Genomic DNA, 21707 nt, shown 5'->3' with positions numbered 1-21707 from the left:
AAGTGCCGCTTTAGATTGGTGAAAAAGGGCTAAAATGATCTTTATTTTAGCCTTTTTTTATTGAATGCCTAACGTCTTTTGAGGAAGCACGAAACGATAGACTGGCAGTTCATCACCTGTTTTTGAAGCAATAAACCCTGATGACATATAGCTGTCCTTTGATTCTGGTTCAAGGGCAAGTGAGAGCAAATTGGTTTGCGGCTGTGCCGTGACATATACCTTTGTTCCTTTTGGCAGCTGACGTTTCTTGTCAACGAGTTTTGTTTCAAGCTGAATATCTGTTTTGCTCTTTTCCTCTCGCTTTGTCACCTGATAGGCTTGTACCGGCACTTTCATGCCAGCCGGCAATGTGACACTTTTTAATCCTAATGTTCTGAGTTTCTTTTCTACTCCTTCATGCCCCGGAAGAATGAGATAAGCTGTCGGCCGTTCTCTTGTTAAGACAGGAACAGCATCGCTCGCACTGTGAAAGCGTACAGGAACTTGAGTCGTTTGTCCCTTCTCAATATCAACCATTTCCAGCGAGTCATTGACAGGTGCTTGGAAATCATCTTGAATGACCACTTGATCATCATCATTTGGCTGCAGTCCTTTTTTGACCAGCTTCAGCCGCTCCGTCACCATTTGCCGCTTCACCTGTTTGGCATGTTTCACCGTGGTCTCAATGATTTTTTCATGGGTGGCTACTTGCGCAGCGACGCGGCGGGCAAAATCCTCTCTTCCAATCCCAATCCCTCTGCTTTCTACAAGAAATGACAGGGCTGGCGAAAGTGCAAGGGCATTACGGCCAATTCGCGCATCCGTTCCACCTTCATAGATGTCGATCTTTCCATCCTTTCCTCTTGTGTTTGTATAATACAAATCGTTAGAAAACCCTTTATTCGTCAGCGTTTCACGAACTCCGTTAACGTATAACTCATTTGATGTCAGCCGGATGCTTTCAGGAATGTTTAAATTCTTCCCTGAAAGAATAAGCAAATCATGATATTTGAGAGCGCCTGATGAACCGATATTTTCAAACTGCTTTTGACCCACATCGTATTCATGGGCATCAATAACTACCTCTGGCGCATACCGATTAAATTCTTGATGCAGGGCTGCCAGTTCTGGAGATTCTAATGTCATATGATCACGGTTTCCGTCTAATCCGTTTGCCAGTCTGCGGTCAAACGCATAAGAACCATCAGGATTGATTCTTGGAACAATGATGATATTGACATGATTGAGTATACGCTCTCCTTCTTCACCTGCTAATCGTTTTGCAATGACGAGAGCAGATTCACCGGAGGCTGGTTCATTTCCATGTATTTGTGCTTGGAGCCAGATGGTTGGCTTTTTTGAAAGTGGCGTGATGGAACGATCCTTTGTAAAGTACAGGGCCGGAATGGATCTACCTTCAATGGATGTTCCAATCTGTTTCTGAGTGGCATATGGGCTTTTGCGGACAATGTTTTTTAAGAAAGCTTGAAGCTCTTCTTGTGTCGTAAATGCTTCTCCTTCTTTCTGAAAGGCAGGGGTATCAAACGTCTCGTCAGGCTTAGGGTATAGCTTTTTCACTGAAGCCGGTTGTTCATAATTCTTTCCATAATAAGGGGTTTCTGCATGAGCTGAAGCTGGGCTCACCATCGACAAACTGCCTGCCAAGAGGCATGCAGCAGCAAAAAGAATCGTGCCTTTTCGTTTGGACATGCTATCCTCTCCCTTCGTTGATTTGCATTATAAAGAAAAAAACAGAAAAAGTGTCAGTATTTTTCAAAAATAAACCTTTTGGAGGAACAGGCATATCTTTGTCTAGGGCAAATGAATGGAGCCTGCCCGGCAATATGACCTAAAAAAAGTGCCTGCCCGCAGCAGACACTTTTTTATTTACCAGATGGAAATGGCCCCAATGAGAACCGCCACGACAGTCATAGCGACGACTGCCAGTACCGCCCATTTCATCCCAAATTTCTGATGCTGATCCAGTGATACGCCAACAAGTCCAACAAGTAAATGAGTCGATGGAACAAGTGGACTTAACATATGAATCGGCTGACCAATAATAGAGGCTCTGGCAATCTCAATTTTATCGACACCGTATGCTGCCGCTGTTTCTGATAGGATCGGCAGTACGCCATAAAAGTATGCATCATTCGGCATAAAGAAAGTAAAGATCCCGCTTGTTAATGCGACAATGACTGGAATAAAGCCGCCAAGCTGCTCTGGAATTGCAGATACAATCGAAATCGCCATTTCATCGACCATTTTCGTTCCAGTTAGAATACCTGTAAAAACACCTGCCGCAAAAATCATCGAAGCAATGGCTAAAACGTTTGTTGAGTGAGCGGCAATTCGCTCACGCTGCTGATCTAAGTTCGGATAGTTCACGATAATTGCCACACAGAAAGCAAGAACAAATAGAACAGTTAAGCTGACTTTACCTGATACAAGCAGCAGCACTAATAACAAAGTCAATGCCAGGTTAAACCACCAAAGCTTTGGCCGTTTGATGTCATCTTGCAGTGCCGCTGCCATTTCATTTGCATGAATCGGCTGGTCAAGTTCAATCACACCAAGGCGTTTTCTTTCAGCTTTTCCAAGAAAATAAGCAACAATAATCATACTGAGAACCCCTGCACCAATGACTGGAATCATCGGTCCAAATAAAAGTGAAGGGTCAACGCCAAGTGCACTCGCCGCTCTAGGTGTAGCGCCTCCCCATGGAATTGTATTCATAATCCCCATGCCAACCCCGGCAATACCCGCTAAAATAATTGGACGGATGCCAAGCAGCGTAAATAGTGGAAGCATCGCTGTTGTTGTAATCATATACGTTGTTGTTCCATCACCATCAAGTGCAACAAGCATCGTCAGGACAGCTGTTCCGACCACGATTTTTAATGGATCGCCTTTAACGATTTTTAAAATTTTCGCCACCATTGGATCAAATAAACCCGCATCAATCATAATGCCAAAGTACAAAATCGCAAACATGATCATGACCGCTGTCGGTGCGACTTGCTGCACGCCTTTGACAATCATGTCTGAAATTTCAGTAAAATGAAAACCTGCAATAAGAGCAAATGCAATCGGTGTTAACACCAATGCCGTTAAAACAGACATACGTTTCGTCATAATCAAAACCATAAATACAATCATCATAAGAAATCCTAAGATTGCTAGCATATTGTTCACCCCTTATGTTGTATACGCTTTCATTAATGTGTTGGTATCCCATTTCCAACCCTTTTTGTCATCATATCTGAGGTGAGAATTGAAGTAAATATTATGAATTTTAATTCTTTTTCGGTCGATAAATGCTTTTTGTTCATTTTGTTCAAACATTGAGCTTTTTAATTCCATGAAAAAAACAAAGGGTTTATTTTAGCCCTTTGTTTTCTTTTCAGCGTGATAGAAAACCTTTGAAGTCTAGGAAAGACGAGTACTGGAGCGATATGAGATTGGTGAGCACCGGCACGCAGGAATGCGGGCGAATGCAAGGGTTTGTCTACACGCTGGAAGCGGTCTCACTCGACCGCTTGTTCTCCTTGTATCAATTGCTCATATTGCCTTAATTGATTTTCCATAAAGATCTTTGCCTCTTTGCTGTTCATATAACGACTTGTCCAGCCCTTTTGCTTTAATCGCTTTTTCCAAGACTTCGTTTTCGTCATTTTTTGAAGAAGCTGATCCCATTCACGAATGTCATGCTGACTCATTTGTTTTGGGCCCATCACACCGCGCCAATGGGAAAAGATGAGCGGTATGCCCTGCTCTTTCCATGTTGGCACATCTTCAAATCCATCTAAGCGCTCGCTGGTTGTCGTGGCTACGAGCTTTAGCCTCTTTTTTTCATAATCATGACGAACTTCTGTAATGGTAGTCGTTGCTGCATCTACCTCATGGTCGATGAGCGCCTGAAATAAATCATCTGCACTGTCAAATTTCAGAAATTGAATGCGATATGGATCAATCCCTGCCATTTCTGCTGCCCGGGCGAAAGAGATTTGATCATCATTTCCAAAGTCAGGGGCAAACCCAATTTTTAAGGAATCTGGTTTTTTCTTGAGTGCGTGTAACAGCTCCTTCCCATTTGAAAAAGGAGAATCCACTGGGACTGCGACGACCTGCCACTCTTCTGCAAGGATTGCCAGCGGCGTCACATCATTCATCGTCACGTTACTGCTGCCAAGCAAATTACGGCTTAACAATAAGCTTGAATTTAAACTGATATAGTTGGCTTCTCGCTCCATCATGTATGTCCACCCTTTATCCACCGTTCCGCCTCTTTGATAAAGAATGTTCACAGGCCGTTTCACCAGTTTCTCTTGTTCAAGCACTGATTTCATCACCTGAGCCGTTTGGTCGAATCCTCCCTCTGGCACACCCGACACCACAATATATAAGGAGCTTTGCTGCAGGAAAGAATTACCGGCCTTTTTTTCATTAAAGGTGAGCGTCATACAAAGGCAGAGCACGATAACAAAAAATATTCCTTTTTTCATCTTTTATGACTCCGCTTGTTTAGCAGGATAATATTTCCGTTCAGGTCTGCCAATGATTCCGTATGCAAGCTCTGCCCGGCATTCCCCTGTTGTGACGAGATACTCTACGTACCGTCTTGCAGTTGTACGTGATGCCCCCATTTTTTCCCCGAGTTCTTCTGCTGTAATCCCGCTATTCTCTGATGCCATCAATGTTTTCACTTTATCCAAGGTCAGTGAATTGATGCCTGTGGGGAGATCTCTGTCATCCCTTTGTTTTGGCTCTTCCTGCATCTGTCCAAAAAACAGATCGATCATCGTTTGATTGACTTCATCCTTTGAATTGATGATGTCTTTCTTCTCTTTATATTCGGTTAAGACTTGTGCAAACTTTTGTGCGGTCACCGGTTTGATTAAATAATGAACCACTCCGTAATGAAGCGCATCTCTTAAAAGCGTTGTTTCTGTTGCAGCCGTGATTATGATCACATCTACTTCCGGACAGCGTTCTCTTAAAAGCGGCAGCAAGTTTGTGCCGAGTTCATCAGGCATATACACATCAAGCAAAATGAGATCGACTTGTTCCCTTTGGAGCGCCTCCCACATATCCTTTGCACTCTTTGCCTTTCCGGCGACCTTAAATCCTTCTATCTTTTGTATATAAGATTCATGAATGGCAGCGATTCGAAAATCATCCTCCGCAATGAGTACCTTAATCACCATCTATTCCCCCTTTGTGCCTTTCGGTATGTATACAGTGAAGATGGCACCGCCTTCTTTTTGGTTCGCAACTTCAATCCAGCCCCCAAGCTCGTCCAATACTTCTTTCACATTCGCAAGCCCATAGCCTCGTCCTTCTCCCTTTGACGAATGACCTCTTGTGAAAATCTGTGACAATTCCTCTTCATTCACTCCATCACCTGAATCTGACACTTCTATGATAATATCAAACCCAATATCTGTGATGAACAGGTCAACCTCGCGCTTCTCCTTATTTAATACAGCTTCAAAAGCATTATCGACGAGATTGCCAATGATGGTGATAAAGTGAGATAGACTTAAATGAGCTGGGAGCGGCTCAAGTGAGCTATTTTCATCAATGTGAAATTGGACTTTCTTCTCAGATGCTTTCCCTAACTTGCCAAGTAAGATGGCTTGTATTTTAGGAGACCGAATCTGCTTCATGAGTAAATCGTGCTGACGGTTTTGCAGGTGATATTCTTCTTTAATTAAGTCGATGGCTTCATCGACTTGCTTCAGCTCAAGCAGGCCTAAGATGGCGTACAGCTTATTTGAGAATTCATGTGTTTGTGCCCTCAGGTCTTCTGAATATTGGCTGACCTCTGTTAATGTATCCAGCAGCTTCGTCAGCTCTGTTTTCTCCCTGAAGCTCACAATCCCTCCAAATGCTCGATTGTCCTGCATTACTTTTTTCACATTTAAGACATAGGTTTTATCATTGACGACGGTTTCGATGTTAGGTTCAATCGTCTCTGACTCTAAATAGAGAAGAAGTTTGGCATTTGGCAAGACTTGATCAATATGAAGGGGCAGCTCTGATGAGACGCGCAGCATGTGCTCAGCTGATGTATTCATCATCGTAATCGCGCCTTTCTGGTCAAACGCAATGATCCCTTCTTTTATAGCGAGCAGCATCGCTTCTCTTTCTCGATACAACGAAGCTATTTCATGCGGCTCAAGCCCTAATGTATCTTTGCGAATACTCTTCGTTAAAAAAATTGCACCGAATATGCCCGGCAAAAGCACAAGAAGGGCAATATAGCTAAGCTTCAATAGCTGATGAGCTGTCGCTTGATCAATTTCCTTTTTTAAAAATTCGACGGTGACTGTCCCGATAATTTCTTCATGCCCTTCTGTTTCTTTCATAATGGGCGCACTGCCTCTGACAACGGTTTCACCATTAGAATCATCAGTTGATATGGAAGTTCCTCCAAATAAGAGGGTACTTCTTCCTTCCGATACACTGATGGTTTTTCCTACGTCCTCATGGTTCGTATGAACAAGGACCTTTCCTTTTCGATTGGAAATGAAGATGGCATGTGCTCTTACTTGCTCCTTCATTTGCTCAAGCACTGCCTGTTCTTCATTTTGGGACGCTGATAGAGCCACCGATGCTTTAATGGGCGGCATATATGATATCGTTCTAGCGGTCTGCACCGCCAGCTGTTCAGCTTGCCCCTGCCTTTCTGATGTCTGCAAAAAACCAAAACAAATAGTTAATAATGCAATGACAACAAGCAAAAGCCCGATAATTAACCCCAAAATTTTCGTTTGTAAAGTGACTTTCCTTTTGCCCATTCTCACCGCTACAACCCCTAATTCAGTAGATTCACCCGAATAGACTCTAAGAAAATGATATCATTTTTTCTTACTAAGTTAAGAGAAAATTCTTTCAAACAAAAAAGACGACTCAAAATCGAGTCGTCCCTGTATACCTATTACGTGATCGATAAACCAGCACTCGCATAGCCTGCTACGGTATTGACTAAGGATAGACCTGTAGCTGATGCGGAGAATACAACAAGCAATCGTGTTTCCGGTGTGACTGGTACATTTAGACCAGTCGCAATACCGTTTGAAATAGCACCCAGTGTTAAAACTCCGGTTAAAGCTGGGGCTAATGTGACACTCGCTACTTGTGTGAAGCTGTTATTTGGTGTCGGTGAAGCGAATAGACTAGCCGTTACGGTAATACTCGTGCCGACTAAAGAAAGAGCTGCTGTTGTGCTGAAATAGCCTGCAAATGACGTGATCGTTCCAGCTCTCGGAACTGAGAACGCCATGTTGAGTAAAGTGCCTGCAGCGCCGGTTAAATCAATGATTCCGCCTACAATACTGACACCTGTCGCTGAGTTACCAAATCCAATCAAGCTGGATGTTCCAACAAGACCGCCTGCAACTGTCGTCAAGACAGCAGGTGTACCTGAAGCAAACGGAATGATCGCACTCGATCCTGTCACTCCTGTTGGACCTGTAGCGCCAGTGGCTCCTGTACCTGTGACTCCCGTGGCGCCTGTTGCACCGGTTAGACCCGTTGCGCCGGTAACTCCGGTGGCGCCGGTGAGACCTGTAACTCCGGTGACTCCAGTTAATCCAGTTGCTCCGGTTGCGCCGGTTAGACCTGTGGCTCCCGTGGCTCCGGTTACTCCAGTTGCTCCGGTTAAACCTGTGGCTCCCGTGGCTCCTGTTACTCCTGTCGCTCCGGTTAAACCTGTGGCTCCCGTGGCTCCTGTTACTCCAGTTGCTCCGGTTAAGCCTGTGGCTCCTGTGACACCGGTTGCTCCGGTTACTCCAGTTAATCCAGTTAATCCAGTTGCACCGGTCACTCCTGTCGCTCCGGTGACTCCAGTTGCTCCGGTGAGACCTGTAGCTCCTGTGACTCCAGTCGCACCTGTATCACCCGTTACCCCAGTTGCTCCGGTTACTCCAGTTGCACCCGTATCTCCTGTTACCCCGGTGGCTCCTGTGACGCCGGTTGCTCCTGTATCTCCAGTTGCACCGGTTGCTCCTGTACCCGTGACGCCCGTTGCTCCTGTATCACCCGTTACCCCAGTTGCTCCGGTGGCTCCTGTGACGCCCGTTGCTCCGGTCGCTCCTGTATCACCGGTTACCCCAGTTGCTCCTGTCGCTCCCGTGACACCTGTCGCGCCTGCGGCTGCTAATAACGTATAGTCTGAAGAAGTATCCGGTGTGCCTGTTGGCGGCGCTGTATTCACAACATAGGTTCCACCTTCATATGTCACCACTTGACCTACTGGATAGGTTGGCGCTGTTGCTGGGTCAAATGTCAGAATACCAGTTAATCCTACACCGGTTACTCCTGTTGCCCCTGTATCACCAGTTATCCCAGTTGCTCCAGTTGGGCCTGTGACGCCGGTTACACCCGTATCTCCTGTTACCCCGGTGGCTCCTGTGACGCCGGTTGCTCCGGTCGCTCCTGTATCACCGGTTATCCCAGTTGCTCCTGTCGCTCCCGTGACACCTGTCGCGCCTGCGGCTGCTAATAACGTATAGTCTGGAGAAGTATCCGGTGTGCCTGTTGGCGGCGCTGTATTGACCAGATATGTTCCACCTTCATATGTCACTACTTGACCTACTGGATAGGTTGGCGCTACTGCTGGATCAAACGCTGCAACTCCAGATAAACCGACACCTGTCGCTCCGGTCACTCCTGTTGCCCCTGTATCACCAGTTATCCCAGTTGCACCAGTTGCTCCTGTGACGCCGGTTGCACCAGTTGCTCCTGTCGCGCCTGTGATCCCTGTTGCTCCTGTGCCAGTAGCTCCGGTTGGGCCAATTTCCCCCGTCGCTCCCGTAACACCAGTGGCTCCGGTTGGGCCAATTTCTCCTGTTGCTCCCGTAACGCCAGTCGCTCCTGCAGCGGCCAATAACGTATAATCTGGTGACGTATCAGGTGTACCTGTTGGCGGCGCCGTATTGACGAGGTAAGTTCCTCCTTCATATGTCACCACTTGACCTACTGGATATGTCGGCGCTGCCGCTGGATCAAACGCTGTGACGCCGGCTAGACCTACTCCCGTCGCTCCTGTAATCCCTGTGGCACCGGTTGCTCCGGTTGCTCCCGTATCACCAGTTGCACCTGTGACACCGGTTGCTCCGGTTGCACCGGTGGTACCCGTTGCTCCTGTGACTCCTGTGCCAGTAGTTCCGGTTGGACCAATTTCTCCAGTCGCTCCTGTAACACCAGTGGCTCCGGTTGGGCCAATTTCTCCTGTTGCTCCCGTGACGCCGGTGGCTCCGGTTGGACCAATTTCTCCTGTTGCTCCCGTGACGCCGGTGGCTCCGGTTGGACCAATTTCTCCTGTTGCACCCGTACCGGTAGCGCCTGTAACGCCAGTCGCGCCTACAGCGGCTAAAAGCGTATAATCTGGTGATGTATCTGGTGTACCTGTTGGTGATGCTGTATTCACAAGATACGTTCCACCTTCATATGTCACCACTTGCCCCAATGGATATTCTGGTGCTGCTGCAGCATCATACGGTACAACCCCAGTTAAACCCACGCCGGTGGCTCCTGTGGCTCCAGTTGGACCTGGATCTCCTGTGACACCTGTTGGCCCTGTACCTGTTTCCCCCGCTGCAGCTAATAATGTATAATCTGCCGACGTATCCGGTGTACCTAATGGCGGTACTGAATTGACGACGTACGTACTGCCATCGTATGTCACCACTTGCCCTACTGGGTAGGTTGGTGCTACTGCTGGATCAAATGCCAAGATGCCTGTTAAACCTACGCCTGTTGGACCGATTGGACCTGCTGGACCTGCTGGGCCTGCCGGACCCGCTGGACCCACTGCACCCGCTGGACCTGCTGGGCCTCTTCTTCCTCTCCCGCCTGGCGGACCTTGAATCACACAAACACAAGGATCTTTTCCGCAGCAAGGATTTTTCACTGGTTTCCTTGGCTTTTCTGATATCCCTTTTTTACAACTATCACATTCCCAGCCATCATCCTTATACGCATCATACCAGCTTCCTTTTTGGTAGTGGTCTGTCGAATGAGTTGGATATGTCTTACCACATTGCCTACATCTTTTCATGGAATCACCCCCATCCATCGTATTCATCATGACTGGGAAAGGTGTATGTACACTTTTATTTTTTTAAAATAATCAAAAGACCTTGCACTTTATGCACAAGGTCCTTCTTTCATTAAAGTCTCATCGTCATTTTCAAATCTTTTCCTACCATACTATAATCCATATCTACCGGCCGGATGGCTTCTTTTAATGTTTTCGTACCTTCTCCTTCAAAGAAAGTAGGTGCATCTTTCCCCCCAATTAATAATGGTGCCATATAAATAATGACTTCGTTCACAAGGGACGCTTCTAAAAAGGATGCGCTCACACTGCCTCCCGCCTCTACAAGCACCGACATCACAGAGCGCCTTTTCAGCATACGTAACACCGCATGAAGATCTGTCCGATTTTCTCCGCTTGTGACAAATACTTGATGTCCTTTTTGCACCAGTTGATGGTATTTTTTTTGATCGTACTTGTTTGAGGTACAAATGATGGTTTCTGCCATATGATCATTTAAACATTTCGCATGAAGCGGAATCCTTAATGTGGAATCTAAAATGACACGAATGGGCTGTGTCACGATTGAATCTTTTACAATAAGACCTGCATCATCTTGAATAATGGTTTCAACGCCTGTTATCACAGCATCTGCTTCTTGACGTAATTGCTGCACTTCATTCCTCGCTTCTGTCCCTGTAATCCATTTGCTTTCTTGATGAGCTGTTGCAATTTTCCCATCTAATGAAATGGCTGTTTTTAATATGACATACGGAAGGTCTGATTGTATCGAATGAAAAAAAGGAAGATTTAAGCTGTCCGCTTCCCGCTTACATACCCCTTCTTCTACTTCTATCCCTGCTTGTTTCAACATCGTGACCCCTTTACCTGCTACAAGTGGATTTGGGTCCCCAGTGGCAATGACCACACGTTTCACCCCGCTCTTTATAATGGCTTCTGAGCAAGGGCCTGTTTTTCCATGATGCGAACAAGGTTCGAGCGTCACATACATATGAGCCCCCTTCGCCTTTTCTCCTGCCATTTGCAGCGCATGAATTTCAGCATGCGGCTCGCCCGCCTTCATGTGAGCACCAATTCCAACGATCTCACCTTTTTTGACTACCACTGCCCCGACAAGCGGATTTGGCGAGGTTTGTCCTTTCATGGCCTTTGCGTTGGCAATCGCTAGCTTCATATAAAAAACATCGTCTTTCATGTAAGTCTCCTTTCCTCTCTTTCAAGGGAAAGAACTCCTTCAGGGAATGAAGGAGTTCTATTCTCATGTGCTATATTTTTTCCATCCGTTTCTTTTCAGATCGATCATAGTAAGGCAAGGAATAAAAAAGTTTATAAGATGCTCGTTGTTTACAAAAACAGCATTTGCGACATTCATATTTATTAATGAGGAGCACATGCGGACAATTGAGTACAGACAGACCTTTTTTCATATGTTCCTTGCAAACACTTATCATGAGAATCCCCCGCTTACATTCTTTTTCTTAATGAGAGATTACTTCTTTCGGAAATTGTTCAAATAAGCGTAGTACTTCGGTATGCGTCCCATCTTCTCGAACGTGATAAATCCCGCCGTCATATGAGCTTGCATATACATCATTGCCTAATTGTCTGATGGCACTAATCCCATTTTGGGCAATTCTAATTGGGCCGGTGTTGACATCCAGCTCTGGATTCCACACAACGATATAGCCCCAATAATCACCGCTTACAATATAGCCTGAGTCTGTGACTGTGACCGATTTAATCGAATACTGGTGTTCGTTATGCTGGTCTAAAATTCTTCCTGTATGCAAATCAAACAATCTCACATTCTTGTCGCGGCTGACAATGGCGATACGGTCTCGTTTACTATCAATAAAGACATCATTTAACAGCTCTGTCGCACCAATGTATTCCGCTTTTAAGGACAAACTCTTTTTATCTAAAAGACAGATGGTTCCTTCAACTGCTGCTGTGATGATAAGATCTCCTTCTACCTTTAATGCTTTAACTGCACAATCGTGTGCTTTGGAACGGCCGATTTCCTTTAAGTGTTCTGTCGAAATGACATGGACATAACCGCCATAAGTTCCAATATAAAATTGACGATCCTCCTCGTGGAAATACACGCTGTTGACCGGACCTGTGTTAAGATCAAACGAAACCATTTGCTGTAATGACTCATGAACAATATGCACCTGACTTGCATGATCTCCCCACGCATAATAGCTTCCATCCCGTGCAACAGCTACTCCATTTGTTAAAACGCCCGTCGATTTGGCGATTTCAATCCCATTTTTTCTGAATTTTCCATCATCAGATGCGGTAATAATATCACCCGCATCAGTCAGCGCAATATCATTGATAGATGGTGTCGCCATTTCGATCTCATCTGATATGACTTTGCCCTTTTCGATCGACCATTCACAATATGTTTTTCCAAAGCTGGCCCCTAGTATTGACTTCTCATCCTCTGTCCAGACAAGTGAGCGCTCCCACTGATATTTATGAGGCAGCAGTGTATCGACTAAATCACCTGTTTCATAATTCCACAGCTTAATTAAATGGTCGTAGCCTGCTGTCAGCAAGTAATTGCCGCTTGGAGAAAAATTCACGCGCTTGACGCCCTGTAAATGGGCTTTGATGATTTTCTTCTCCTGTAAAGTCGCTGCATCGTAAATAATAACAGTGCCATCATCTCTGCCAAGTGCGAATACTTCTTTTTGATTGCTGCCGCTGATTGTATCGAGCTCATAATCAAACGGGCCGATTTCCCCTACAATTTCTCCGGTTTCATACAGCCATACAAGGACATATCCATCATCACCTGTTGTATAAGCTTTATCACCATGTATCCATACAGCTAATACATCTTTGCTATGGCCATGGAATTCTCTTAAAATAGCGCCCGTTTCGATATCCCAGACTAAGCATCTTCTATCTCTAGACACGGATACAAGTAAAGTATCCTGCTTCGCAAAAGCGACGGCTTCTACATCATCTGCATGACCAAACAACGTGCGGATTCGGGTATTTGTGCCTGTATCATACAATTGAATCGTATAGTCTGACGATGCACTTGCTAAATACTTTCCGTTTTCAGAAAGAGATATGGAGTTAATGATATGCTCGTGACTGCCAATAAATGTTCCTTCTCCCGTCGCCCGGTTCCACTGATAAATACAGCGGTCATAGCCGCCAGTGTAAACAATTTGGTCGTGCTGAGTTGATAAAACAGATGTAATTGGTCCTCTATGCATAGTTTTACACTCCCACCTTTATATGTTGTTTTTGACGAGTCACTAAACGAAAACCAGTAAATCGAAAAACAGGATCTGGGTGCTTCCCGTGTCTTCTTGCGACTCTGCATAAATCTCCGCCTCTTGCGAAAGAGCCGCCTTTTAAAATATAGTAATCACTTCCGAGTGTTTCCGTTAAATCATCGACGACCTCGATGCCGCCTTCATATACGTGATATTTGGTGTTGACCCATTCCTCGACGTTTCCTCCCATATCATAAAGACCAAATAAGGATCGGCCCTTTTCGTAATGACGGACAGGCGTCGTTTTTTCAATATTTGATTCGTGCGTATTGCAGTAAGAAGGATCAAACTCATCTCCCCACGGGTATTGATTTCTCGTGTTTCCCCGGGCAGCATACTCCCATTCTTCTTCAGTAGGAATCGAAACATCAATCCCAAGTTTCCCGCTCAGCCACTGACAGAACGAGAAGGCATCCTCAATGTCCATGCCCCAAGCTGGATGATCTTTTCCCCCGCCAAGCTCTTCGTTCGTTAAACTCTCCGGGTATGTCTGGCCTGTTTCATCACAATAGCTTTGATACAGTTCATTGCTGACGACCGTATCTGAGATAAAAAATTCGTTGATATACGGCTGATAGGACGGAAATTCTTTGTACAGCCATTTTTGAAATTTTTTCTCACGGCCGTAGGTTGGATTGAGCAGCTTGTCCTTCCAGAATTCTGCTGCCTTTTTCATATCTTCTTCATTACTTCCAATCGTTGCATAGCCGCTTGGGATTTGAATCCAATTGATATCAGGTTTCACGCTTTTCTCCCGCCTTCTTTCAATAAACTCGTCTATTGATTAATTAATTTCTTCTCATCGACCATATGCCCTGAGGCTGCTTTTGCCTTTAAATAGGCTTCATTGTAGAGAGAGGCTTCGACCGTATGATCAAACCGCAAAACAGGAAGACCATAAGCTGCAATAGAATCGACTTTATCTGGATTGTTCGTTAGTAAATGCAATGGTTTCCCTTTGTTTAAATAGTGCAAAACAGCTGCTGCTTCCTCGTAATGCCGATCATCATCCCCGCAGCCGATCAGGCGGTTGGCTTCAAAAGTATCCAGCTGCATCTCCTGTAATTTATACGTCAACGCTTTTGCCATCAGCCCAATAGACCGACCTTCTTGATTGGCCATATACACAAGCATGCCTTTTCCGTAATCGGTGATTTTCTTCAGCGATAATGCAAGCTGTGGACCACAATCACATTTCAGTGACCCAAACACATCTCCTGTTTGGCAGACACTATGGATTCGCACAAGCGGCGGCCGTTCATTTTCAAAGTCGCCAAATAAGAGACAAGAGGAAAAGGTTTGCTGCGCGGTACTCATTTGGACAATCGATTCGATCGTTGGTTTTGTATCCCGTTCAACAGGTGCGAAGGCATACCACTTAAATGGCACTTCTTCATGTTGAATGGAAATTGGCAGATTCACAGGCCCCACGAGCAAATAGTGTTTATCTTGAAAGGTAAAATGATGAATCATTGATTGTAATTCATCTACAAACTTGTTCATTAGTCTCCCCCCTATTCATCACTGCACCCAAATCGACTCCCATAGCGCAGTGATGGAGTGATGAATATGTGTACGCACTCCCTCAGCTTGTGTGCTCCCGCAGAAGAAAATGGATGTGCGATGTCTCTCATCGTTTTAGACCTTGTCCTTTTCCAGTACAAAGGAGCAGAAATTTTGGTTCATATGCTTTATTTTCTGTCAGAGCAGCAAACGCTCTTGTTTGGCAGACGCTCTTTCTTCCCATGAACTCCTCTGCTAGCTTTGAATCACTCACCTTTGTACTAGATTTTGACGGCAATGACATGGTGCTGGCTTATTCCAGCCTTCGCTTGTAACGGTGATATGGATACAAGCTCAAGACCTGATGTACAAATTTTTTCGCCAAGCTGAGAATCTGAAAATGAAAAATGGAAACGGCCATCTTCTCCGATTAATCCTGTTTTCCACTGTTCTCCCCAGACAACAAGTGAAAAGACACCGCCTTCATGAAGTAAAGAAGAGACCTGTTTTAAATAACGTTCATGATCATCAGGATGTTGATGATGAAAGCAGCCATGATCTAAAATTAAATCAAACTGCATCCCGCGTCCCTGATCCATGGACCATGACATAAAATCTTGATGAACAAAATGGACAGGAACTGTTTCTCTTTTCTGTAACCCTTCCCACTCCTCATGCTCATACAGGTCGATACCGACATATGCGGAAAGCCCGCTTAAATGTTCTAGTGCACGGCCGTTGCCGCACCCGATATCCAGCACAGAAGCAAGTGCATTCTTTTCCCTTGAACGCCATGCCTTTAATGACATCACTGCTGCGTCTGTTAAGGATGGATCAGTAGACCACATATCTGTTCTTTGCTCATAATGCTCTTGGAATGCCATGCGCATCTTTTCTAAATACAATCCACTGTCTTCATGGTACAAAGCCTTTTTCATCATGAAACCTCCTTCAATTCACAATCTTCTTTTCGGGCAAAGGTGGTTTTCAAGCCAAAAACCTTATGTTAAAATGAAAGATGGATTTTTCAGGAAAATCTGTTTTTCTGAAAAAGGAGAGAAGCACCCCACATGTTTACTCTTCTTTTTCAGCACTCATCCTCATATGCAGCCCTTCGAAGGCCGCATCGCCTCAGCTTGTTCTCTCTTTTTTTCATATGAGTTCACCTCCTTTACCGTTCGATCAACTCACATTTCTTATTGAAACCGCTTTCTCTTTTTTATAAGGACTTAACGTCTTTTGGACAATCTCTTACACTGTGCTTTTAGTAGAAAGATCAATCTACTGTTTAGAATGGCGATCATTTTTTCTTCAAGTAAACGACGATTTGTTCAGTTCTAGTAGACATTTTTGTATCTAAGAGGCGCTTACGCTTTGGTTCTTGCCACCCCCTTTCACTAGATTATGCTTCGAATAAACCCGCCGGAAATTTAACAACTAATTCCATAATGACTGGATTAAGCCAAATATATTGTTTTTAGTTTATTTTGTCAACAAATTATTTCCTAAACATTAAAATGAATTTTCTAATTGAAAATACAGGTAATTTTCGTGGTTTTTTGACCTTAAAACACTTATTTCTACACAAAAATACAACTTAAACCAATAGAACTAAGAAATTTATCTACTAAATTACACAATTTTTTTATTTAATTTTAAATCAAAATAGAAAGATACAATAATTATTTCCCGAATGGTTTTTTGTGATATTTCGACTATTTTTTCTGATTCTTCTTGATTTTCATTGGTATAACGGCATTTTCAATTAGAGAGTTTACTATTTATTCCATACTTCTGTATTTACTTAATATCGTAAAAAAGATATATGTCTCTCTTTCAGACATGGAAGCATGAAAAAAAGCCCCTTACAAAAGTAAGAGGCTTTTTCGGTTGGCGTTTACGCCCAGTTTTTCACTTTTTCATGATCTGTGACAAAGAGAAGGACTTTCCCTTCGTCTAAATGTTCTTCAAATGTCTCAGCTTCTTCTTTTGAGAAACCAATTTCATGAATTTTATTGCGGAGCTCATCGCCCTTTTTACTAAAGATGTTCCCAACCGCATGTTTGAGTCCAACTTCTCTTGAGCCAATCGTATTGGCATCTGCATTACTTGCAATACGCTCTGTTCGGTCATCGTCATGGGACAGAACATAAATGTCCTCTCTTGCAACACCGAGTGCCTTTAATTGCTCTACATCTTTTTGAAGTGTTTCATCATTTGAATACTCTCTTACAACAGGTTTCATTTTATATTCCTCCTTTAACGTCTTACGAATCTTTTACCCGTCACTTTTGACATTAAACCTTCCACGAGCACATCCAATTTGCTTGATGGACGTACCATGTCTATCGACTTATTTTTGACAAAAAGCCTGTAAAAATGACTAAATTTTCTGAATTATTATGTTCAATCCTGTTGATTTGTTGTACAATTCTTATACTGGAGGCTAGAAATGAGGGAGAGCTGATGTATTACTTTTCAGCGGAGCAGCAGTTTAATGCTTGGGTTGTCAGTGATTTGGTGAAACAGCTTTTTCAAAAGTGGAATCCTGAAGAAGCAAATACAAAGCCGCTTACATTGTTTGCCGAACAGCACTTTCACATCTCCATTGATTATCTCTTTTCCATCATTATTAACATTGGAGATATCGAGTCAATTGAACAAGATCCACAAGACCTGTTGTCCTCATACTTGAATATCCTTTTCCCTTTTGTGACGCGCGATATGATGAAAGCCTCCATGCAAAATGCAAACGAATATTTGTTAAAAGAACGTGATGCGGATGTGTATCAGCTGTTTGGCTGTCTCCCGCCGCTCCTCTCTGTATCTTTTCAGAAAAAGTAGTCCCTTCGATGAGATGGCGGCTGCTTTTTTGTGTGTGTTTTGAAAAGACCGTATGTTTTGAACGAAAAGAAGCATCATGTTAATGTAAATCTAGGCTGTAAGTGAAAGGGAGGATTTGACATGAGTCAACAAAAGCAAATTCAATTAGCTAAACGTCCAAAAGGATTACCTACAAAAGATGTTTTTCATTTTGAAACAGTAGATATACCTGTGCCGCAAGAGGGAGAGGTCTTGATTCAAACGAAATATGTCTCTGTAGATCCTTATATGAGAGGACGAATGCAGGATACAAAATCCTATACACCTCCGTTCAAGCTAAATGAAGTGATTCAGGGCGGTGTCGTCGCAGAAGTCGTTGAGTCGAAATCGCCTCAATTTGAAAAAGGTGATTTTGTCCTTGGATTCCTTGGATGGCAAGAATATTCCACTGCCAAAGCTGAATCTCTCACTAAAATTGATCCGTCCATTGCGCCATTGTCCTATTATTTAGGCATTTTGGGCATGCCAGGGCAAACCGCTTACTTCGGCCTGCTTACGATTGGCCAGCCAAAAAAAGGCGAGACGGTTGTCATCTCTGGAGCCGCAGGAGCTGTTGGTTCTGTTGTAGGACAAATCGCTAAGATCAAAGGCGCACACGTCGTTGGAATTGCCGGATCTGATGATAAACTCGCTTATTTAAAAGAATTGGGCTTTGATGAAACGATTAATTATAAAACAACAAATGATTTAGATGATGCCATTGCAAAAGCCTGTCCTAACGGCGTTGATGTGTACTTTGACAATGTAGGCGGCGAGATTTCAGATGCGGTGATGAATCATTTAAACCGTTTTGCACGCATTCCAGTGTGCGGCGCAATTTCTTCTTATAATATTAGCGCAAGCGAGGACATCGGACCGCGTGTGCAAACAAAACTCATCAAAACAAGCGCATTGATGCAAGGCTTCATCGTTGGCAACTATTCAGATCGTTTTGGAGAGGCAGCGAAGGATCTCGCACAATGGGTAAAAGAAGACAAACTCACATATAAAGAAACAATCATAGAAGGCTTTGACAACATTCCTGACGCATTCCTTGGACTATTCAAAGGAGAAAATGTCGGAAAACAGCTTGTCAAAATTTCATAACAAAAAAGGACCCTGCCAATAATGGAGGGTCCTTTTCTTATGCCTGCTTGGGCGCAAGGTGCAGCTGGCCTTGCTTATACACAATTTCTTCAAGCGAAAGATTCAGCTTTTTCGCCATTTTTTTCAGCATTGATTGCTCTTGAGGTGTGACAAGACTGATGACTGCGCCTTCTTTTCCTGCGCGTCCGGTTCTGCCTGAACGGTGGATGTATCCCTCTTCATTTGGCATATCTGCATGAATCACATATGGCAGATCATCAATATCGATTCCTCTTGCTGCAATATCTGTTGCAAGGAGGAGCGGGAATTCACGCTGTTCAAATGATTTCAAGATCACAGCACGTTCAGCTTTTTTTGCTTCACTATGAAGGACACCAAGGTCGACATGATGGTACGCTAATTTCTCTGCATAAATGCTTAAGTTCGTAATGTCACGCACAAAAACGAGCGCCTGCATGTCCTCAAGCCGTGATAGCTTTTGCAGCAGTTTCACTTTGTCACGCTGATCACATAACAGATAATAGTGACCCACTTTCTGCGCTTCTTCCTCGCTTCTAGCAATTTTCAATACTTCTGGTTCAGATGTCATTTCTTTGATCAGCTGAACGGTTTCTTCTTTCAACGTTGCAGAAAAACAAAGGATTTGTCTTTCTTTTAATGTGGACTTAATGATCCCTTGGATCGTTTTCATATGCTCTGGCACAAGAAGCTGATCTGCTTCGTCTAATACAATCGTTTTGACTTCATGCATTTTCAGTTTCTTGATTTTGATTAATTCTTGTACTCGGCCCGGTGTCGCCACAATGATGTTCGGATGTTTCTTTAATTTTTCTTGCTGCTTCTTGATGTTCGCTCCACCAATCAAGGAAACCGCTTTGATGTCTGATCCTTGTTTGAACTCTTGCACGACATCAAAGATTTGCATCACAAGCTCTCTTGAAGGTGCCAAGATTAAGACTTGCGGATGCTTGATATTGACATCAATTTTATTTAAAAGCGGCAGTACATACGCAAGTGTCTTCCCCGTCCCAGTTGGCGATTCTGCGATCACATCACGCTTCTCCGTAATCCACTCTGCTGTTTTTTCTTGTATAGCTGTTGGTTTTTCGAAGCCAGCTGCTTGAAAGTTTTCCTGAATAAATGGCTTTGCTTCTTTCAAAAATGCCCAATTTTCCGTCATGTCGATCTCCTTTATCCTCATTCAATCTATCCTTTAGTATCTCAAAATCAGCTTTGAAACGCAATTTTTCTTTTGATGCTTTTATCGAGCCGGACAGTTCGATATAATCATGAGAGGCACTAGCCGTTTTGAATCTATTTGAGGTGTAAAAAATGATATTATCTGTTAAAGATTTAAGTCATGGCTTTGGCGACAGAGCCATTTTCCACGAAGTGTCCTTCCGTTTATTAAAAGGCGAGCATGTCGGCTTAATCGGCGCCAACGGTGAAGGAAAGTCAACGTTTATGAATATTATTACTGGCAAGCTGGAGCCAGATGCAGGAAAAGTCGAATGGGCGAAAAATGTCCGTGTCGGCTACCTTGATCAGCATACCGTGCTAGAAAAAGGAAGAACGATCCGTGAAGTCCTTCAGGATGCATTCCATTATTTATTTTCAATGGAAGCTGCGATGAATGACATTTATGGCAAAATGGGTGAAGCCGATCCTGATGAGCTGGAAAAGCTGTTAGAGGAAGTTGGCGTCATTCAGGACGCATTGACAAACAATGATTTTTATATCATTGATTCTAAGGTCGAGGAGATTGCAAGAGGTCTTGGGTTAACGGATCTTGGATTAGACCGTGATGTGACGGAGCTCAGCGGCGGTCAGCGTACGAAGGTCCTGCTAGCAAAATTGCTGTTAGAGAAGCCAGAAATTCTCCTTCTCGATGAGCCGACCAACTATTTGGATGAGCAGCATATTGAATGGCTGAAGCGCTATTTACAGGAGTATGAAAATGCGTTTATCCTCATTTCACATGATATTCCGTTTTTAAACAGTGTCATCAACTTGATTTATCATGTTGAAAATCAAGAGCTCACGCGCTATGTTGGTGATTATGATCAATTTAAACAAGTGTACGAAGTTAAGAAGCAGCAGCTTGAAGCAGCCTATAAAAGACAGCAGCAGGAAGTGGCTGAACTAAAGGATTTTGTCGCAAGAAACAAAGCACGTGTCAGCACAAGAAATATGGCGATGTCCCGTCAAAAGAAACTGGATAAGATGGATATGATTGAACTGGCAGCAGAAAAGCCAAAACCAGAATTCCACTTTAAACAGGCACGTACGTCTGGGAAACTGATATTTGAAACGAAAGATTTGGTCATCGGTTATGATGAACCGCTCTCCCGCCCATTGAATTTGAAAATGGAACGCGGGCAAAAAATTGCGTTGTACGGTGCTAACGGTATCGGAAAAACGACGCTGCTCCGAAGTCTTCTTGGGGAAATCACACCTATTTCTGGTGAGGTGGAACGTGGAGAATTCTTGCATATTGGCTACTTTGAGCAAGAAGTAAAAGAACAAAACAGCAATACTTGTATTGAAGAAGTATGGAACACCTTCCCTTCTTACACGCAATACGAAGTCAGAGCCGCTCTTGCAAAATGCGGATTAACGACAAAACATATTGAAAGCCGTGTGTCTGTATTAAGCGGAGGAGAAAAAGCAAAGGTCCGTCTTTGCAAGCTGATCAACGAAGAAACCAACTTACTTGTTCTCGATGAGCCGACAAACCATTTAGATGTCGATGCAAAAGAAGAACTAAAACGCGCCTTAAAAGAATATAAAGGCAGCGTCTTATTGATTTCTCACGAACCTGAATTTTATCAAGATGTGGCAACCGAAACTTGGAATTGCGAATCTTGGACGACAAAAGTATTATAACGACA

At 43.8% G+C, this 21707-nt stretch carries 16 protein-coding genes; 3 read left to right on the top strand and 13 right to left on the bottom strand.

The window, feature by feature from the left end; genetic code table 11:
* Nucleotides 1-57 precede the first annotated feature (57 nt).
* From NSU11_RS03840 to NSU11_RS03785, 12 genes are all read right to left on the bottom strand, one after another.
* The gene (locus NSU11_RS03840) at nt 58-1689 is read right to left on the bottom strand and encodes a M14 family metallopeptidase (RefSeq protein ID WP_149125885.1); all 1632 of its coding nucleotides are present in this window, start codon (nt 1687-1689) and stop codon (nt 58-60) included.
* A 177-nt stretch (nt 1690-1866) separates the two neighbouring features.
* A complete protein-coding gene (locus tag NSU11_RS03835; RefSeq protein ID WP_024426631.1) occupies nt 1867-3165 on the bottom strand; it encodes a citrate:proton symporter in 1299 nt (432 codons plus the stop codon).
* Nucleotides 3166-3506: 341 nt separating this feature from the next.
* Nucleotides 3507-4484, bottom strand: coding sequence for a tripartite tricarboxylate transporter substrate-binding protein (locus NSU11_RS03830; protein WP_111291784.1), 978 nt, complete (start codon nt 4482-4484; stop codon nt 3507-3509).
* 3 nt (nt 4485-4487) lie between these two features.
* Nucleotides 4488-5183 carry a response regulator gene (locus NSU11_RS03825; protein WP_025092679.1) on the bottom strand — a complete coding sequence of 232 codons (696 nt, stop codon included), beginning with the start codon at nt 5181-5183 and terminating at the stop codon, nt 4488-4490.
* A 3-nt stretch (nt 5184-5186) separates the two neighbouring features.
* Nucleotides 5187-6782, bottom strand: coding sequence for a sensor histidine kinase (locus NSU11_RS03820; protein ID WP_171464049.1), 1596 nt, complete (start codon nt 6780-6782; stop codon nt 5187-5189).
* A gap of 140 nt (nt 6783-6922) precedes the next feature.
* Nucleotides 6923-10045: an exosporium glycoprotein BclB-related protein gene (locus tag NSU11_RS03815; protein ID WP_342493797.1), complete on the bottom strand. Its 3123-nt coding sequence runs from the start codon at nt 10043-10045 to the stop codon at nt 6923-6925.
* 112 nt (nt 10046-10157) lie between these two features.
* On the bottom strand, nt 10158-11240 hold the full coding sequence (ribD, locus tag NSU11_RS03810) for a bifunctional diaminohydroxyphosphoribosylaminopyrimidine deaminase/5-amino-6-(5-phosphoribosylamino)uracil reductase RibD (RefSeq protein WP_342493796.1): 1083 nt from the start codon (nt 11238-11240) through the stop codon (nt 10158-10160).
* 283 nt (nt 11241-11523) lie between these two features.
* Nucleotides 11524-13281, bottom strand: coding sequence for a WD40 repeat domain-containing protein (locus tag NSU11_RS03805; protein ID WP_024424598.1), 1758 nt, complete (start codon nt 13279-13281; stop codon nt 11524-11526).
* A gap of 4 nt (nt 13282-13285) precedes the next feature.
* On the bottom strand, nt 13286-14089 hold the full coding sequence (locus NSU11_RS03800) for an SUMF1/EgtB/PvdO family nonheme iron enzyme (protein WP_024424597.1): 804 nt from the start codon (nt 14087-14089) through the stop codon (nt 13286-13288).
* A gap of 32 nt (nt 14090-14121) precedes the next feature.
* On the bottom strand, nt 14122-14847 hold the full coding sequence (locus NSU11_RS03795) for a GTP cyclohydrolase II (RefSeq protein WP_024424596.1): 726 nt from the start codon (nt 14845-14847) through the stop codon (nt 14122-14124).
* A 281-nt stretch (nt 14848-15128) separates the two neighbouring features.
* Nucleotides 15129-15785, bottom strand: coding sequence for a methyltransferase domain-containing protein (locus NSU11_RS03790; protein WP_024424594.1), 657 nt, complete (start codon nt 15783-15785; stop codon nt 15129-15131).
* A 959-nt stretch (nt 15786-16744) separates the two neighbouring features.
* Nucleotides 16745-17092, bottom strand: a complete 348-nt coding sequence (locus NSU11_RS03785) for a general stress protein (protein ID WP_024424592.1) — start codon at nt 17090-17092, stop codon at nt 16745-16747.
* 221 nt (nt 17093-17313) lie between these two features.
* On the opposite strand from NSU11_RS03785, the gene NSU11_RS03780 reads away from it, so the two are divergent.
* Complete coding sequence (locus tag NSU11_RS03780) at nt 17314-17691, top strand: YfmB family protein (protein ID WP_024424591.1); 378 nt, start codon at nt 17314-17316, stop codon at nt 17689-17691.
* A gap of 120 nt (nt 17692-17811) precedes the next feature.
* Nucleotides 17812-18816, top strand: coding sequence for an NADP-dependent oxidoreductase (locus NSU11_RS03775; RefSeq protein ID WP_024424590.1), 1005 nt, complete (start codon nt 17812-17814; stop codon nt 18814-18816).
* Between the two features lie 37 nt (nt 18817-18853).
* On the opposite strand, the gene NSU11_RS03770 is transcribed toward NSU11_RS03775, so the two are convergent.
* Nucleotides 18854-19996 (bottom strand): DEAD/DEAH box helicase, encoded by a 1143-nt coding sequence (locus NSU11_RS03770; protein WP_024424589.1) that lies wholly within the window; start codon nt 19994-19996, stop codon nt 18854-18856.
* A 152-nt stretch (nt 19997-20148) separates the two neighbouring features.
* On the opposite strand from NSU11_RS03770, the gene NSU11_RS03765 reads away from it, so the two are divergent.
* Complete coding sequence (locus tag NSU11_RS03765; protein ID WP_024424588.1) at nt 20149-21702, top strand: ABC-F family ATP-binding cassette domain-containing protein; 1554 nt, start codon at nt 20149-20151, stop codon at nt 21700-21702.
* The last annotated feature ends 5 nt before the right edge of the window (nt 21703-21707 follow it).

Source organism: Bacillus sp. FSL R5-0712 (genome assembly GCF_038593285.1).
Taxonomy (GTDB): Bacteria; Bacillota; Bacilli; order Bacillales; family Bacillaceae; genus Bacillus; species Bacillus safensis.
Note: the sequence above shows the minus strand (reverse complement) of the source record. Positions and strands in the feature narration are given on the sequence as shown.

Bases quoted from the DNA above. Each gene is read 5' to 3' on its own strand.
- NSU11_RS03815 (WP_342493797.1), bottom strand. From the start codon at position 10,045: ATGAAAAGATGTAGGCAATGTGGTAAGACATATCCAACTCATTCGACA.
- NSU11_RS03770 (WP_024424589.1), bottom strand. From the start codon at position 19,996: ATGACGGAAAATTGGGCATTTTTGAAAGAAGCAAAGCCATTTATTCAG.
- NSU11_RS03805 (WP_024424598.1), bottom strand. From the start codon at position 13,281: ATGCATAGAGGACCAATTACATCTGTTTTATCAACTCAGCACGACCAA.
- NSU11_RS03765 (WP_024424588.1), top strand. From the start codon at position 20,149: ATGATATTATCTGTTAAAGATTTAAGTCATGGCTTTGGCGACAGAGCC.
- NSU11_RS03820 (WP_171464049.1), bottom strand. From the start codon at position 6,782: ATGGGCAAAAGGAAAGTCACTTTACAAACGAAAATTTTGGGGTTAATT.
- NSU11_RS03780 (WP_024424591.1), top strand. From the start codon at position 17,314: ATGTATTACTTTTCAGCGGAGCAGCAGTTTAATGCTTGGGTTGTCAGT.
- NSU11_RS03840 (WP_149125885.1), bottom strand. From the start codon at position 1,689: ATGTCCAAACGAAAAGGCACGATTCTTTTTGCTGCTGCATGCCTCTTG.
- NSU11_RS03785 (WP_024424592.1), bottom strand. From the start codon at position 17,092: ATGAAACCTGTTGTAAGAGAGTATTCAAATGATGAAACACTTCAAAAA.
- NSU11_RS03830 (WP_111291784.1), bottom strand. From the start codon at position 4,484: ATGAAAAAAGGAATATTTTTTGTTATCGTGCTCTGCCTTTGTATGACG.
- ribD (WP_342493796.1), bottom strand. From the start codon at position 11,240: ATGAAAGACGATGTTTTTTATATGAAGCTAGCGATTGCCAACGCAAAG.
- NSU11_RS03775 (WP_024424590.1), top strand. From the start codon at position 17,812: ATGAGTCAACAAAAGCAAATTCAATTAGCTAAACGTCCAAAAGGATTA.
- NSU11_RS03835 (WP_024426631.1), bottom strand. From the start codon at position 3,165: ATGCTAGCAATCTTAGGATTTCTTATGATGATTGTATTTATGGTTTTG.
- NSU11_RS03790 (WP_024424594.1), bottom strand. From the start codon at position 15,785: ATGAAAAAGGCTTTGTACCATGAAGACAGTGGATTGTATTTAGAAAAG.
- NSU11_RS03795 (WP_024424596.1), bottom strand. From the start codon at position 14,847: ATGAACAAGTTTGTAGATGAATTACAATCAATGATTCATCATTTTACC.